This is a genomic window from Flavobacterium endophyticum (assembly GCF_003634455.1).
Lineage (GTDB): Bacteria > Bacteroidota > Bacteroidia > Flavobacteriales > Flavobacteriaceae > Flavobacterium > Flavobacterium endophyticum.
Genome location: NZ_RBLC01000001.1, coordinates 767,471 through 783,519, shown reverse-complemented (window position 1 = coordinate 783,519; position 16,049 = coordinate 767,471). Strand labels below are relative to the sequence as shown.

General features: G+C 38.9%; 13 protein-coding genes and 2 tRNA genes. 6 read left to right on the top strand and 9 right to left on the bottom strand.

Going from position 1 to position 16,049, the window contains the following annotated elements; translation table 11 throughout:
• Nucleotides 1–225 precede the first annotated feature (225 nt).
• Nucleotides 226–1,083 carry an AraC family transcriptional regulator gene (locus tag CLV94_RS03790; RefSeq protein ID WP_245982438.1) on the bottom strand — a complete coding sequence of 286 codons (858 nt, stop codon included), beginning with the start codon at nt 1,081–1,083 and terminating at the stop codon, nt 226–228.
• Between the two features lie 65 nt (nt 1,084–1,148).
• Between CLV94_RS03790 and CLV94_RS03785 the strand changes: the two genes are divergently transcribed.
• Complete coding sequence (locus CLV94_RS03785) at nt 1,149–2,090, top strand: NADP-dependent oxidoreductase (RefSeq protein ID WP_121375105.1); 942 nt, start codon at nt 1,149–1,151, stop codon at nt 2,088–2,090.
• A 59-nt stretch (nt 2,091–2,149) separates the two neighbouring features.
• On the opposite strand, the gene CLV94_RS03780 is transcribed toward CLV94_RS03785, so the two are convergent.
• Together CLV94_RS03780 and CLV94_RS03775 are read right to left on the bottom strand one after the other, a co-directional pair.
• A tRNA-Met gene (locus tag CLV94_RS03780) sits at nt 2,150–2,222 on the bottom strand.
• Between the two features lie 58 nt (nt 2,223–2,280).
• Nucleotides 2,281–2,353 (bottom strand) — tRNA-Met (locus tag CLV94_RS03775).
• Nucleotides 2,354–2,470: 117 nt separating this feature from the next.
• Between CLV94_RS03775 and era the strand changes: the two genes are divergently transcribed.
• Nucleotides 2,471–3,355 carry a GTPase Era gene (gene era, locus CLV94_RS03770; RefSeq protein ID WP_121375104.1) on the top strand — a complete coding sequence of 295 codons (885 nt, stop codon included), beginning with the start codon at nt 2,471–2,473 and terminating at the stop codon, nt 3,353–3,355.
• Here the strand turns inward: era and CLV94_RS03765 are convergent, their stop codons facing one another.
• Nucleotides 3,356–3,850, bottom strand: coding sequence for a hypothetical protein (locus tag CLV94_RS03765; RefSeq protein ID WP_121375103.1), 495 nt, complete (start codon nt 3,848–3,850; stop codon nt 3,356–3,358). It lies immediately after the preceding gene.
• Between the two features lie 160 nt (nt 3,851–4,010).
• On the opposite strand from CLV94_RS03765, the gene der reads away from it, so the two are divergent.
• The 3 genes from der (at nt 4,011) to CLV94_RS03750 (ending at nt 9,836) form a co-directional block, all read left to right on the top strand.
• Nucleotides 4,011–5,321: a ribosome biogenesis GTPase Der gene (der, locus tag CLV94_RS03760; protein WP_121376221.1), complete on the top strand. Its 1,311-nt coding sequence runs from the start codon at nt 4,011–4,013 to the stop codon at nt 5,319–5,321.
• A 202-nt stretch (nt 5,322–5,523) separates the two neighbouring features.
• Nucleotides 5,524–8,316 (top strand): outer membrane beta-barrel protein, encoded by a 2,793-nt coding sequence (locus CLV94_RS03755; RefSeq protein ID WP_121375102.1) that lies wholly within the window; start codon nt 5,524–5,526, stop codon nt 8,314–8,316.
• A 65-nt stretch (nt 8,317–8,381) separates the two neighbouring features.
• Nucleotides 8,382–9,836: a glycoside hydrolase family 30 protein gene (locus CLV94_RS03750; protein ID WP_121375101.1), complete on the top strand. Its 1,455-nt coding sequence runs from the start codon at nt 8,382–8,384 to the stop codon at nt 9,834–9,836.
• 66 nt (nt 9,837–9,902) lie between these two features.
• On the opposite strand, the gene CLV94_RS03745 is transcribed toward CLV94_RS03750, so the two are convergent.
• The 5 genes from CLV94_RS03745 to CLV94_RS03725 form a co-directional block, all read right to left on the bottom strand.
• On the bottom strand, nt 9,903–10,715 hold the full coding sequence (locus CLV94_RS03745; RefSeq protein WP_121375100.1) for a TPM domain-containing protein: 813 nt from the start codon (nt 10,713–10,715) through the stop codon (nt 9,903–9,905).
• Nucleotides 10,716–11,153 (bottom strand): TPM domain-containing protein, encoded by a 438-nt coding sequence (locus CLV94_RS03740; protein ID WP_121375099.1) that lies wholly within the window; start codon nt 11,151–11,153, stop codon nt 10,716–10,718. It abuts the gene before it with no gap.
• Nucleotides 11,154–11,166: 13 nt separating this feature from the next.
• Nucleotides 11,167–11,754, bottom strand: coding sequence for a LemA family protein (locus CLV94_RS03735; protein ID WP_121375098.1), 588 nt, complete (start codon nt 11,752–11,754; stop codon nt 11,167–11,169).
• Nucleotides 11,755–11,816: 62 nt separating this feature from the next.
• Nucleotides 11,817–12,149 carry a MerR family transcriptional regulator gene (locus CLV94_RS03730; protein ID WP_121375097.1) on the bottom strand — a complete coding sequence of 111 codons (333 nt, stop codon included), beginning with the start codon at nt 12,147–12,149 and terminating at the stop codon, nt 11,817–11,819.
• A complete protein-coding gene (locus CLV94_RS03725; protein ID WP_121375096.1) occupies nt 12,149–13,126 on the bottom strand; it encodes a M23 family metallopeptidase in 978 nt (325 codons plus the stop codon). The genes CLV94_RS03730 and CLV94_RS03725 overlap by 1 nt, the downstream gene beginning before the upstream one ends.
• Before the next feature lie 232 nt (nt 13,127–13,358).
• Here CLV94_RS03725 and alaS point away from each other — a divergent pair, with 232 nt between their 5' ends.
• Entirely contained in the window at nt 13,359–15,995 is a 2,637-nt protein-coding gene (gene alaS / locus CLV94_RS03720) for an alanine--tRNA ligase (protein WP_121375095.1), read from the top strand.
• The last annotated feature ends 54 nt before the right edge of the window (nt 15,996–16,049 follow it).

Sequence of the window (16,049 nt, the reverse complement as noted above, 5' to 3'; positions counted from 1 at the left end):
TTTATTAAAAAATGGTTATTAACTATCTAGTATTTAAGTGTTTAAATTACGTATTGATAACAAATGAAGGATGCGATTTTCTGATTTCTTGCTTATATTTATTAGGGCAAAAAACGAGAATTTAAGGCGGGCACTGGCTTGCGAATAGAAAAGGCGAAACGAATCTCAATTTGTGACTATCTTTTTAGTTATCCTAAATTTTACAAATCGTAAATTACCTAACAATTACATTCTGATTGCCTTTCGGTAGGCTTTCGGACTGCTTCCTTTTTGTTTCCTAAAAAACTTACTGAGATGGCTTTCGTCAGTAAATCCGAATTCATCTGCTATCTCGTTGATGCGTTTGTCGCTAAACTGTAATCGGTGCTCGATGAGCTTGGTTTTGTATGTAGCAATATACTGTTGCATGGTTTCGTTCGTATGGCGTTTGAAATATTTGCCCAGATAGGCATTTGAGATGCCGAATTTCGTACTGATGTTTTCTGCTTTGAGTTTTTCAGGATGGTAAATATTGCTCTGGATGTATTGCAGAATGTCCATTGCTTTTTCTTCGGTGCTGGTATTTACTTGTTCCGGAAGGTATTTGGCGATATTTCGGGCAACAATAATAATAAGCGTATTTACCAATTGATGAATAAGCTCCTTGTTGAAAAGATCGGCGTTTATGGATTCTCTTACGATTGCATCTACCATTGGCTTTACCAAGCTTTTGTCGATTTGGTTTTTTAAGATACACCCAGGCTGATGGTTGGCATTCTGCAAGATATATTCAAGCCGCTTGATGTTTTCGGTAGGCAAGCCGCCATTTTGGATGTAGATATCATTGAAGCGGAGGAATAAAAATTCAGTAGTCGTTTCAATTTCAAAAGAATGGCAATCTTCTGGAGTAATCAAAAACATATGTCCGGCGAAATAGCTAAATTTATTCTGGTTGATGCACTGTTTACCAGTTCCGGAAATAACATACACGAGTTCAAAGAAAGTATGCGTGTGTTCTTGTTTCGGACATACATCCAAAGACATATAAGTAATGGAAAACGGCTGATGTAGATTTTCTTTTCTCATGATGCAAATGTACTGCATTTTGGAAATATTATACCAATAGTATTAAATTTATCAGTATAAATTTGCTTTAAAATACAGTAACAATGAAAGCAATAATTTTAAAAGAGCCTGGAGCAGTTGAAAATTTGATCGTTTCAGAAGTACCTATCCCTACTATTACAGAGGGTGAAGTTTTAATACAAACAAAATCAATCAGTATCAATCCGGTAGATATCAAGACGCGAAAGGGAAATGGGACTTATGGAAAAATAAAAGATGAAAGTCCGATAATTCTCGGTTGGGATGTTTCAGGGGTTGTGGTCGAGTCTAAATCTGAACTTTTTAAAAAGGGAGATGAGGTTTTCGGAATGGTTAATTTTCCCGGACACGGAAAAGCGTATGCCGAATATGTGGCAGCTCCGGCATCACAATTGGCACTAAAGCCAAATAACATCTCTTTTGACGAAGCGGCAGCAGCAACACTTACGGTTCTTACGGCTTGGCAGGCACTAATTACGAATGCAAAGATAAAAGCAGGCGACCGAGTACTGATTCATGCGGCTTCTGGAGGAGTAGGACATTTTGCAGTGCAGATTGCGAAACATTTTGGAGCGTATGTCATCGGTACGTCTTCTGCAAGCAACAAAGATTTTGTGCTATCGCTTGGCGCTGATGAACATTTGGATTATAAAGCACAGCCTTTTGAAGATGTCGTAAAAGATATCGATTTTGTATTGGATACTATCGGAGGAGACAATATCGACCGCTCTTTAGAAGTAATCAAGCCAGGCGGCACCTTGATTAGCATTCCGTCTGGATTAAACGAACAGCTGGTTGAAAAAGCAAAAGCAAAAAAAGTAGATGGCTATTTTATTATGGTACATTCTAGCGGTGAAGACATGAAGACAGTTGCTTCTCTTTTAGAAAAAGGAATCCTTAAAGCACATGTTTCAAAAACGTTTCCTTTTGAGAAATTAGCAGATGCCCATGTGTATGTTGAAACGGCCAGAAGTGTTGGAAAAGTAATCGTGAAGGTTTCAGAATAAGAAAACTAGAAAGTATCGAAATAAAAAAAGCCACTAATTTTTATTAGTGGCTTTCTTAGTAGCGGGAACTGGACTCGAACCAGTGACCTTCGGGTTATGAGCCCGACGAGCTACCTACTGCTCTATCCCGCGATGTGCGTTTGTATTCTCAATATGTCTTTGTTATTGGGCAAAACCTCAATAAACTTAGTAGCGGGAACTGGACTCGAACCAGTGACCTTCGGGTTATGAGCCCGACGAGCTACCTACTGCTCTATCCCGCGATGTTTCGGGTGCAAATTTACAACGATTATCTTGAAAAACAAGCGTTTTTATGAAAAATGTTTTATTTCTTCTATTGGACTGATATGATTACCTTTGCAGCATAAATTATTTTTGAGATGTCACATAAAGCAGGTTTTGTAAATATTATTGGTAATCCTAACGTTGGAAAATCGACCTTAATGAATGCGTTTGTTGGAGAAAGGCTGTCCATAATTACGTCAAAAGCACAAACAACACGCCATAGGATTTTAGGAATCGTAAATGGAGAAGATTTTCAAGTCGTGCTTTCGGATACGCCAGGAATCATCAAGCCAGCTTATGAATTGCAGTCTTCGATGATGGATTTCGTAAAATCTGCTTTTGAAGATGCCGATATTTTAATCTACATGGTCGAAATAGGCGAGAAGGAACTAAAGGATGAAGCTTTTTTTAATAAGATCATCCATGCGAAGATTCCGGTATTATTGCTTTTAAATAAGATTGACAAATCGAACCAAGACCAGTTAGAAGAACAGATTGCGCTTTGGAAAGAAAAAGTGCCTAATGCAGAAATCCACCCTATTTCCGCTTTAGAAAACTTTAATGTAAAAGAAGTATTTGCGCGAATTATTGATCTTTTGCCAGAATCGCCACCTTTTTATCCAAAAGATGCATTGACAGATAAGCCCGAACGTTTCTTTGTGAATGAAACCATTCGTGAGAAAATCTTGATCAATTACGAAAAAGAAATTCCGTATTCTGTAGAAATAGAGACAGAAGAATTTTTAGAAGATGAAAATATTATCCGAATCCGTTCGGTAATCATGGTCGAACGCGATACGCAGAAAGGAATTATTATCGGACACAAAGGCCTTGCGTTGAAAAAAGTTGGAATGCAGTCGCGAGAAGATTTAGAAAAGTTCTTCGGAAAGCAGATTCATATTGAATTGTATGTGAAAGTCAACAAAGATTGGAGAAATAGCGCGTATCAGCTAAAACGATTCGGCTACAACAATAGATAATCAGGCAATAATTTTATTGGCTAGCGAAAGGAGTTCCCGCATTTGGGTAGCTCCTTTTTTTCTGTTTAGTCGTGCGATAAAATAGAGCAGGAGCCACGCATTCAAAAGCGCGAACATCACGACTAAGTCAAATTCATTCGACTGTGAAAATGTCCATTTCGAATAAGCAATAATTCCGAAAAGGATAAATAATCCTCCGACAATAAAGTGCATCGCCAAAAAGATAAACCATAAGACCGGGTCAGGTCCAAACATTCCTTTTACGTAGGTTCTGCCGTCTTCATACATATCTAATTCGATGTGAAGTGATGGCGACCAGTATTCTCTTCGGAACAATCCAACGCCCAGCCAGATGTGGTTTCCAGCATCTTTGAATTTAAAATCTTCCGATTCGAACGTTTTCACTTTTTCATACGACAACTTGATTTCATCAATTGTCTTTGGTGAAAACTGCTCAAATTTAGGGCGAAGCTTTATGTTTTTATCAAAATCCATCTTGAAATCTATAACACCAAATTACTGTTTTTATTTTGATGAAAATGCTAAATTGTCGTTAAAGCTCTGTCTAGAAATGAGGCCAAAACAACAACCTTTAACTTTACACTTTTTACTTGAAACAAAAAACGTACCTTTGCAAAATATTTCAAAAAATAATATGAACAATATCGTTGCCATTGTTGGAAGGCCAAATGTAGGAAAGTCAACACTTTTTAATAGGTTGATTCAAAGAAGAGAAGCTATCGTAGATTCTGTATCGGGTGTTACCCGTGACAGAAATTACGGGAAAAGCGAATGGAATGGAAAAGAGTTTTCTGTTATTGACACTGGCGGTTATGTTCGCGGTTCTGAAGACGTTTTTGAAGGCGAAATTAGAAAGCAGGTCGAATTGGCAATCGATGAGGCCGACGTTATTATTTTTGTTGTTGATGTCGAAGAAGGCATTACGCCGATGGATGATGCTGTTGCAAAATTGCTTCGTAAAGTAACAAAACCTGTCTTGCTCGCCGTAAATAAGGTGGATAACGCCATGCGCGAAAAAGATGCAGTTGAGTTCTATAACCTCGGATTGGGAGATTATTATACGTTTGCCAGTATTTCGGGCAGTGGAACAGGAGAATTGTTAGATGCATTGATTGAAGCATTTCCTGAAAAACCAGAGCCTACAAAAGAAGAGCTAGAATTGCCTCGTTTTGCAGTTGTTGGACGTCCGAACGCAGGAAAATCAAGCTTTATCAATGCCTTGATTGGGAAAGACAGATATATCGTGACTGATATTGCAGGAACTACTCGTGATGCAATCGATACCAAATTTGACCGTTTTGGATTTGAATTCAATTTAGTCGATACGGCGGGAATCCGACGCAAGGCAAAAGTAAAAGAAGATTTAGAATTTTATTCTGTAATGCGTTCTGTTCGTGCGATTGAGCATTCTGATGTCTGTATCTTGATAATCGATGCTACAAGAGGATTTGAAGGACAAGATCAGAATATCTTCTGGCTGGCCGAGAAAAATAGAAAAGGCGTCGTTATTTTGGTCAATAAATGGGACTTGGTTGAAAAAGATACCATGTCGACAAAAGAATACGAAGCAAAAATCCGTAAAGAATTAATGCCGTTTACAGACGTGCCGATTATCTTTACTTCGGCTTTGACAAAACAACGTTTGTTGAAGGCGTTGGAAGAAACGGTAAAAGTTTTTGAAAGCAGAAAGCAGCGAATCGCAACTTCGAAATTCAATGACCACATGCTGAAAATCATAGAAAATTATCCACCGCCAGCTTTAAAAGGGAAGTATGTGAAAATCAAATTCTGCATGCAATTGCCAACGCCTACGCCGCAGTTTGTGTTTTTTGCCAACCTGCCGCAATATGTAAAAGAACCCTACAAACGATTTTTAGAAAATAAAATCCGTGAAAACTGGGATTTCTCAGGAGTGCCAATTGATATTTACATCAGAGAAAAATAATAGTTTAAAATTTTAAACGAACTAAGGGATTGCTTTCTAGCAGTCCCTTTTTTTGTCATACAAAAAATCTTTGAGTTATTTTTGAATGTGAGGTTTTTTATACAGTTTGTTAAAAATTATGTAAGAAATTATTTCTTTTGACAATAAAAGTTGTAATTCGCAGTTTTATTTTCTTACAATCATCAATCAAAAAACTAACTTAATGCCAAGAATCATCCTCCATGTTCTCTTTGCCCTGCTTTCGTATGCAGCATTTGGGCAAAATTCTTTTACAATCAAAGGAAAAGCAATCAGTAAAGAAGTGAATAAGCCGATTGAATCAGCAACGGTCTATATTACTTCTGCAAAAGACTCCACAGTAATTGATTATACGATTACAAACAAGAACGGTAACTTTTTAATTACAGTCAAAAAAATCAATCAGCCTTTTGTAGTGAAGGTAGCCTCTTTAGGCTATCAGACTTGGGAAAAGGAATATCCAAAATTGACATCGGATATCGACTTGGGCGACGTTTTTGTTTCTGACGCTGTCACAAACTTGGGAGAAGTTGTTATCGTAAGCGAAGCACCGCCAATCCGAATCAAGAACGATACGTTAGAATTCAATGCTTCCTCATTTAAGGTTCGTCCCGATTCCAATGTAGAAGCTTTGCTGAAAGAGCTTCCAGGAGTAGAAATTGACAAGGACGGAAAGATCAAGGTAAACGGAAAAGAGGTAAACGAATTTCTCGTGAATGGAAAATCGTTTTTCGGGAAAGATGGAAAAGTAGCCATAAAAAATCTTCCTTCGGAAATCATTGACAAAATCCAAGTTTCGGATACAAAGACTAAAGAAGAAAAATTGTCCGGCGATGGCGCAAGTTCCAATAACAAAAGTATCAACATTACAATCCAAGAAGACAAGAATAAAGGTTTGTTTGGGAAATTTACGGGCGGTTATGGAACGGATAAAAGATACGAATCCAGCGGTCTTGTAAATTATTTCAAGGACAAGCAGAAAATCAGCGTATTGGCTTCTTCAAATAATATCAATTCAGTAGGCTTTTCTATGGACGAAATTTTCGATGCCATGGGCGGCGGGCGAAATACATATGTAAACGGCAATGGTTCGTTTGGAATAGACGGGATGAATTTCGGCGGCGGCAATGAAGGAATTACGCAGTCGAGCATGATAGGCCTTAATTTTGTCGATGAATGGTTCAAGAAATTGGAGCCTAACGGAAGTTATTTTTACACCAATTCTAAAACCGATAACGATACTCGAAGCAGGACGGAAAATCTTCTAACATCTGAAGACGGAACGAACAGCACTTTTATAACAGAATCAAAAGGTACGACACGAAGAACAAGCGACGGACATAATTTTAATCTTGAATTTGAGTATAAAATCGACTCATTATTGACGCTGTCTGTACGTCCAAGTTTGGTGAAAAGCAATTCGATTTCGAAAGATTTCTCGGAACAATCTTCAACTAATAATTTAGGTTTGGTGAACGAAAGCACCAACTCTGCAAAGACTAACAACGCGTCGTCTAGTTTCGGAAACGAAATGTACCTTCACAAAAGGTTCAAGAAGAAAGGAAGAAACTTTGGTTTTACGTTTAACAATACCAACAAAAGTAATGACAGGGACAATATCACAAACTCTGAAACGTATTTCTTTCAAGATCCCGACAGGACAGAGGATATTCGCCGCCAAAGAGTATTCGATGATATAAAAGACAATACCTATTATACTCGAATAGGATATTCAGAACCGATAACGGATTCTTTGACGTTGACAGTCAGGACCTCCTATGAGTGGAAAGACTATGACAATGGCAAGTCGACCTTCAATCTGAATGAAGCCTCTGGTCAGTATTCAGAGTTTAATAACCTGCTTTCTTATAATCTCATGTCAAAGACACGCACGCTGAATCCGAATGCTTCCTTGAGCCTAAGAAAGAACAAATATGCAGGAGGAATTACGCTCGGTACGAAAGTCATCACTATGGAAAATACGTCGCTGTATAATGGAACGACAAGCAACATAGATAAAAATTATGTATATCCGTCTGCAAATGCTTGGTTCAATTATAGGATTTCCAAATCAAAATCGTTGTATATAAACTATAATTTTGATGTTCAATTGCCTACAGCAGCGCAGATCCTTCCAGTTGTCGATTTGACAGATCCGTTGTATCAAGTTACGGGTAATCCGAATTTGAAGCCGACAAAAAACCATAATTTTCATTTGAATTTCAACAACTACGACTACGCTTCGAAATCAGGTTTTTATCTGTACGCAGGATTTAATTATTACGAACAGCAGATTGTTTTTTCAAGAGTTTTTAATCCTACTGATTTGATAAATCGAGCGGACTACCAGAACATAAATGATACGTATTATAGCTATGGAGGTTTGAATTGGAGCAAGTCTATAAAAAAAGAACAAAATACATTTAGGTTTAGTTTAGGCGCCAACACAAACTTTAATCTAAACAAAGGATTGACAAATAATGCCTTGTACGAAGCAAGAGGTGTTACCCTCGAACAACAAGTTAGCGTAGGATGGGATTATGGCGAATTGCTGACAATCGAGCCGTCGTACACCTATTCTTTAAATATGACAGATTACACGAATTATTCGGTAAAAAGCTCTTCTAATTTTACTCATAACTTCAAGGTACAGACAACGAGCCATTGGCCAAAGCATTTTGTTTTCGGGAATGACTTCGGGTATACTTACAATTCAAATATTTCGGATGGCTACAAAAAAGACTTCTACCTGCTGAATACTAGCCTTGGCTATAATTTTATGGACGACAAGCTGCTGTTTAAAGTAAAAGTATATGATGTGCTGAATCAGAATCAAAGTGCCGTAAGATATATCAATCCAGAATCAATTCAAGATATCCAAAATACGGTTTTGAAAAGGTATGCCATGTTCTCGCTGACGTATAAGATTGAAAAATTTGGAGGAAAGAAAAAAGAGGAAGGCGGTTTTGGTTTTTAAGGACAGCTTTTAAGAAATTTTAATATTCAATTTGGTAAATTAGCAAACCAAAATTAAATATTCAAATGAGAAAAAAAGTAGTAAGTGTCTTGTTGGCGCTGACTTGTTTTGCCGGATTCAGCCAGAATTCGAAGAACAAGCCATTTTCAGCAAGCGGAAAAAAAATCAAGGTGTATACCACGGCAGAAAATACCGAGTTGAGGCTGTCACCATCAGCAACAAATCTTGAATTCAGGCCTTCAAAACAACCTTTAGAAAACGAAGTTTCGGTTTTTGTAAATCCGAACAAGCAATTCCAGACTTTTATGGGAATTGGCGGGGCTATTACAGATGCCAGCGCCGAAGTGTATGCAAAGCTTACAAAAGAGCAGCAGAAAGAATTCTTGAACGCCTATTACAGCAAGGAAAAAGGTATTGGCTATTCTTTAATCAGGACGACCATCCACAGTTCTGATTTTAGCAGTGCGAGCTATACCTATGTCGATGAAAATGACAAAGAATTAAAGTCGTTTTCGATCGATCACGATAAAAAGTTCAGGATTCCTTTAATCAAGGAAGCACTGAAAGCAGCCGGAAAAGAGATGACGCTGTATGCAAGTCCTTGGAGCCCGCCAGCTTTTATGAAAGATTCGAAAAGCATGCTGAAAGGCGGCAAGTTGGCTCCAGAATTTTATCAGGCTTGGGCAAATTATTATGTGAAATTCATCAAAGCTTATGAAAAGGAAGGGATTCCGATTTGGGGAATAACCGTGCAAAATGAGCCAATGGCAACCCAGACATGGGAATCTTGTATTTTTACGGCAGAAGAAGAAAGAGATTTCTTGAAAAAGTATCTTGGCCCTACCATGGAAAAAAATGGCTTCGAAAATAAAAAAATAGTCGTTTGGGACCACAACAGAGATTTGATGGTACAGCGTGCCAATACTATTTATTCAGATCCTGAAGCATCGAAATATGCATGGGGAATGGGTTTTCACTGGTATGAAACTTGGAATGGCGGCAAGCCGATGTTTGATAATGTAAAACTAGTTGCCGACTCATTTCCGGATAAAAAACTAATGTTTACCGAAGGTTGTATCGAAGCTTTTAATCCAGCGCGTTATCAATTTTGGGCGAATGCTGAGCGTTACGGAATCAATATGATCAATGATTTCAACAATGGAACAGTTGCTTGGACTGATTGGAATATTCTTTTAGATGAAAAAGGAGGGCCTAACCATGTTTCTAATTTCTGTTTTGCGCCAATCCACGGGGATATAGCGGCTGGAAAATTGATTTATACGCCATCGTATTATTACATCGGGCATTTCTCAAAATTTATCCGCCCAGAGGCAAAAAGAGTAAGTACGGCAGCCAGCAGAAGCCAATTGTTGAGCACTTCATTCCAGAATGCTAACGGAGAAATGGTAACTGTCGTGATGAACCAATCAGACAATGAAATAAAATATAAATTGTTTGTAAACGAATCAGAATCAGAAGTCGTGATTCCAGCTCATGCCATCCAAACGTTGTTGTATTAATTTAGAACGATTTAGCTATAAAAAAAAGACTGCAATTTGCAGTCTTTTTTGTTTTATGTTTAGCTGTTACCAGCTTCCTCCAGCGCCGCCGCCACTAAAGCCGCCGCCGCCGAAACCTCCACCGAAGCCACCGCCTCCGCCACCAAAACCACCGCCGCTGCCAAAGCCTCCTCCGGAAGAACCTCCTCCAAAGCCACGGCCCAAGCTGCTCAAGATAATGATGTCGGATAGGTCTAATCCGCCTCCGCGATTGCCTCCGTTTCTGTTATTTTTATTTTTAGAAATGATAACGATGATAACGATAAAAATAATTATAAAAAAGATCAGTCCTCCTGGGTTAGATTCTTCTTTGTCTTGTTTCCGCGTTCCTTTGTATTTTCCTTTTAAGACATCAAAAATAGCATCGGCACCTTTGTCCAGCCCTCTATAATAACTTCCCGCTTTAAATTCGGGAATGATTATATTTCGGGTCAATTCTCCAGTAATTCCTGCTGTCAGACGGTCTTCAACGCCATAGCCTGGCGCAATCTGAATTTTTCTTTCTTTTACTGCCAAAAGGATAAAAATACCATTATCTTCTTTTGCTTGTCCAACGCCCCAAGCGTGCCCCCATTTAGGAGCCAGCAGGCCGATATCTTCACCATTTATAGTTTCAACGGTAACGACTACAATCTGCGTAGTAGTCGAATCGGAATAGCGAATAAGCTTTGCTTCCAAATCGGTTTTTTCAGAGTTGCTCAGAATTTTAGCATAATCATATACGCTAGTCTGGAAATCAGGTTTGGGCGGAATATTAAACTGCGAATATCCGACAGCCTGAATGAGCAGTACTAAAAAAAAGGATAAGGAATAGTTTTTTTTTATAGAGAAAAGTTTCATTTATCCTTTAGATATTTCGTTAGATAATTCATTAGAGTCGTCATTGCTAAAAGGAAAATACTGCTGTAATCTTTCACCGGCTCTTAAAATTCCGGCAACCAATCCGTCTTTGTATTTCTTTTCTTTGAAATGAGAAATAACGGTGTCTTTCGTACAGTCCCAGAAATCCTCTTCAACTACCTTGTGAATCCCTTCGTCGCCTATAATAGCAAAGGTATGGTCTGAAACGCCTACATAAAACAGCACGCCGTTTCGCATCAGCGTATTGTCCATACCCAAAAAATTAAAAACCTCCTGGGCCCTTTCGAGCGGAGGTTTTTCATTATGATTTTCAATGTGGACTCTTATTTCTCCCGAAGTGTTTTTTTCGGCTTGCGAAATGGCTTTCACAATCTCGCTCTCCTCTTCTGGAGTTAGGAAATCTTCTACTTTTGACATTGAGTTTTTGTTTTTAGAATTTTACTTCTACAGGTTTTTCAGCGCCTTCAACTGATTTAAAATATGGTTTTTCAGGGTATGAACCACCTAGGAACATGCTGTTTGGGAAGCTAAGAACATAACCGTTGTAAATCTGAACTTGCTCATTGAAGCGAGTTCTAGCAGTCAGGATTTGGTTTTCTGTGCTAGCCAATTCATCTTGTAATTTCAAGAAATTTTCGTTTGCTTTCAATTGCGGATATGCCTCAACAGAAACCAACAATCTAGAAAGACTTGAAGAAACATTAGACTGAGCTTGTTGGAATTGTGCCATTTGCTCAGGAGTAACGTTGCTTGGGTCAATAGTTATAGAAGTTGCTTTTGCACGAGCTTCAACAACAGCCGTCAAAGTTCCTTTTTCAAAATCAGCAGCTCCTTTTACGGTATTTACTAAGTTGCCAATAAGGTCATTTCTTCTTTGGTAGGTAGTTTCTACATTTCCCCATTCTTTTGAAACAGCCTGATTGTGTTTCAATGCCGTATTTTTAATTCCGACAACCCAGAATCCAATAATTACTATTATTACAATAATAATTCCTACAGGTATTAGCCATTTTCTCATTTGTTTTTGTTTTTAGAGTTTATTTATTTATTGATTTGTTTTCTATTTACTAAAGCGTAACGCTATAATTCGTTTTTAATGTTGGTCAGCTGCATTTTTATCGATTCCAATTTGCTGATAATCTCAAACTTGTCCAATGTCTTTTTCTGGCCTTCTTTTAAATGCGTTTTGGCACCGTCGAGCGTAAAGCCGCGTTCTTTAACCAAGTGATAAATCAGCTGGAGGTTTTTTACGTCTTCGGGCGTAAACATACGGTTTCCTTTTGCATTTTTTTTGGGTTTAAGGATGTCGAATTCTTTGTCCCAAAAGCGGATAAGCGAAGCGTTCACGTCAAATGCCTTGGCTAATTCTCCAATGCTGTAATATCTTTTGTCTGGCGATAAGTCTAAATGCATTAATCTAAAGATTGGTTTTCTTGGTTCGCTAATTTTGATATGGCTGCAAATTCTGCCGCCGAAATATTTCCGTAATAAAAATTCAAAGGGTTTACGACTTCTCCGTTTTTATGGACTTCATAATGCAAGTGTGGCGCTTCGGAACGTCCGGTGCTTCCTACATATCCGATGATGTCGCCTCGTTTCACATGCTGTCCGGCCCTTACTTTGTATTTGCTCAAATGTCCGTATAAAGTTTCATATCCAAATCCGTGCCGAATTACGATATGGTTTCCATAACCTGACGCGGTGTTATCAGCACGTTCCACAACGCCATCTCCTGTAGCATAAATCGGAGTTCCTGTTTTAGCCGAAAAATCCATCCCGGCATGAAACTTCCTAATTTTCGTAAACGGGTCGCTTCTATATCCAAACCCAGAAGCCATCTGCTTTAGCTGTTCATTCTTGACAGGCTGTATGGCTGGAATTGCAGATAATAATTTTTCTTTTTCTTTCGCTAATTTCAAGATTTCATCTAAAGATTTGGACTGGATTACTAATTCTTTTGATATGACATCGACGCGTTTTGTCGTACTGACAACGAGTTCGGAATTGTCATATCCTTCAAGAGCTTTATAGCGATTGACACCGCCAAAGCCTGCTTTTCGCTGTTCTTCAGGAATAGGCGAAGAGTTGAAATAGACACGGTATAAATTGTTATCGCGTTCGGCAACATTTTCTAAAACCTCGTCAATCTGATCCATCTTTTTGTTCAGGATGGCGTAGTTGATTTTCATGTTTTCGATTTCGCGCGCTTGCAATCGGTCTTTAGGCGTTTCAAAGAACGGGGTATTAATCAAGATTACGAAACACAAGAACCCAAACAATCCGGAAGCTAATAAAAATAAGGCAATTACGCCTAGTTTTTGTCCTTTCTTCGGCTTGATTTTTCGGTAGGCTAAATTTTCGGTATCGTAATAATATTTTACCTTCTTCATATTTTAAAATATGCTACTTTTGCACTTTTTGTATAACTAAAGTTATAACTTTATAACCAGTTGTACGTAGAATAAATTACAAACAGTTACAATGTTAGACGAACAAATTTAATAAATGTTTCATTGGTTCGCCTTATTTATTTTTTAGAAAAGCAATTTTAAAATAGTGAAGGGTACGATGGCTTCCTAAAGCGTTGAATCCTAACTTAAAGATCATAAAACCCAATTTCAGATGAAATCACAGGATATCAGAAAGCAATTTTTACAATTTTTCGAAGAACGCGGCCATTTGATCGTGCCTTCTGCGCCAATCGTGCTCAAAGACGACCCGACCTTGATGTTTAACAATTCTGGGATGGCCCAGTTCAAGGAATACTTTTTGGGGAATGCCGTTCCGAAAAGCAAAAGAATTGCGGATACCCAAAAATGTCTTCGTGTTTCTGGAAAACACAATGATTTGGAGGATGTTGGTTTTGATACCTACCACCATACGATGTTCGAAATGTTGGGGAACTGGAGCTTTGGCGATTATTTCAAAAAAGAAGCCATCAACTGGGCTTGGCAATTGCTGACAGAAGTTTATAAAATTCCGAAAGAGAATTTGTACGTTTCTGTTTTTGAAGGTAATCCTGCCGAGAACGTGCCATTTGACCAAGAGGCCTGGGACATCTGGAAAACATTGATTGATGAAGACCGCATCATTCTTGGAAATAAGAAAGACAACTTTTGGGAAATGGGTGAGCAAGGTCCTTGTGGTCCGTGTTCAGAAATTCATGTGGATTTGCGAAGCGAGGCAGAGAAAGCACAGGTTTCAGGAAAAAGCTTGGTCAATAACGATCACCCGCAAGTAGTGGAGATCTGGAATAACGTTTTTATGGAATTCAACCGTAAAGCGGATGGTTCTCTTGAGAAATTGCCAGCGCAGCACGTGGATACGGGTATGGGATTTGAGCGCTTGTGTATGGCTTTGCAAGGCGTAACGTCTAATTATGATACGGATGTCTTTACACCATTGATTGAAGAAGTTGAGAAAATTACAGGTTACAAGTATACTTCCAACGAAGTTAAGGATATAAGCGAAGAGCAAAACAAGACGAATATTGCAATCCGCGTTATTGTAGATCACGTTCGTGCCGTTGCTTTTGCAATTGCTGACGGACAGTTACCTTCGAATACCGGGGCGGGTTATGTCATCCGAAGAATTTTGCGTCGTGCTATCCGTTACGGATTTACTTTCTTGAATACGAAAGAGCCGTTCATTTATAAATTGGTGGCTGTTTTAGCCAACCAGATGGGCGAATTCTTTCCGGAAATCAAGACACAGCAGAATTTGGTTACGAATGTCATCAAAGAAGAAGAGAACTCTTTCTTGAGAACGTTAGACCAGGGATTACAGTTGCTTGAAAACGTAGTGAAAGAAACTAAAGTACAAGAGGTTTCAGGTGCTAAGGCATTTGAATTGTATGATACGTTTGGTTTCCCGAAAGACTTGACAGCCTTGATCTTGAAAGAGAAAGGAATGTCGTATAACGAAAAAGAGTTCGATGCCGAATTGCAAAAGCAGAAAGATCGTTCGCGCGCTGCATCAGAAACTTCTACAGACGACTGGACGATTTTGGTAGATGGAAATACGGAAACTTTCGTAGGATATGACGAAGTGGAAAAGGAAGTCAAAATTACGAGATATAGAAAAGTAGATTCTAAAAAAGACGGTAAGCTTTACCAGATTGTTTTAGATGCTACACCTTTTTATCCAGAAGGCGGAGGTCAGGTTGGCGATAAAGGAACATTGTTTACGCCTAATCAGGCAATCGAAATCATCGATACGAAAAAAGAAAATAACCTGATCTTGCACTTTGCAAAAGAACTTCCGGAGAATCCAGAAGGGAAATTCATGGCGCTGGTCAATACAAAATTACGAAGCGAATCGGCGAGCAATCACTCGGCTACTCACTTATTGCACCAAGCTTTGCGACATGTGTTAGGAACGCATGTAGAACAAAAAGGTTCTTTGGTGGCGCCAAACCATCTTCGTTTTGACTTTTCGCATTTTGCTAAAGTGACGGATGAGGAATTAAAGGAAGTGGAGGATTTTGTCAATGCACGAATCCAAGAACAATTGCCGCTGATTGAAAGAAGAAGCATTCCGTTTAAACAAGCTGTGGAAGAAGGCGCTATGGCTTTGTTTGGAGAGAAGTATGGCGATAACGTAAGAGCGATAAAATTCGGAGAAAGCATGGAGCTTTGCGGCGGTATCCACGTGAAAAACACGGCAGACATCTGGTACTTCAAGATCGTGAGCGAAGGTGCTGTTGCGGCAGGAATACGCCGTATCGAAGCGATTACGAATGAAGGCGTAAAAGAATTTTTTGCTTCGCAGGAAAATACGCTGAAAGAGATAAAAGAGGCATTGAAAAATCCGCAGGATTCTATCAAGGCAGTGGTTTCGTTGCAGGAAGAGAATGCTAGGCTGAAAAAACAGCTTGAAGCTTTATTGAAAGAAAAAGCGAAAAACCTGAAAGGGGAATTGGCTTCAGAAATAGAGGAAATCAATGGTATTAAATTCTTAGCAAAACAGGTCGATCTGAATCCGGAAGGGGCTAAAGATCTGGCTTATGAATTGGGAACTCTTGGAAACAACCTTTTCTTGGTACTGGCTACGGCAGAGGAAGGAAAACCAATGCTGACATGCTATATCTCGAAAGAGCTGGTAGCCGAAAAGAACTTGAACGCTGGACAGGTCGTACGGGAGTTGGGCAAATATATCCAAGGCGGCGGGGGCGGACAGCCTTTCTTTGCGACTGCGGGAGGAAAGAACGCTGGAGGTATTCCAGAGGCTTTAGAGAAAGCGAAAGATTTTGTGAAATAGAAGTTCGTCTGAATATAAAAAAAGCCACAACAGTTACGTTGTGGCTTTTTTATT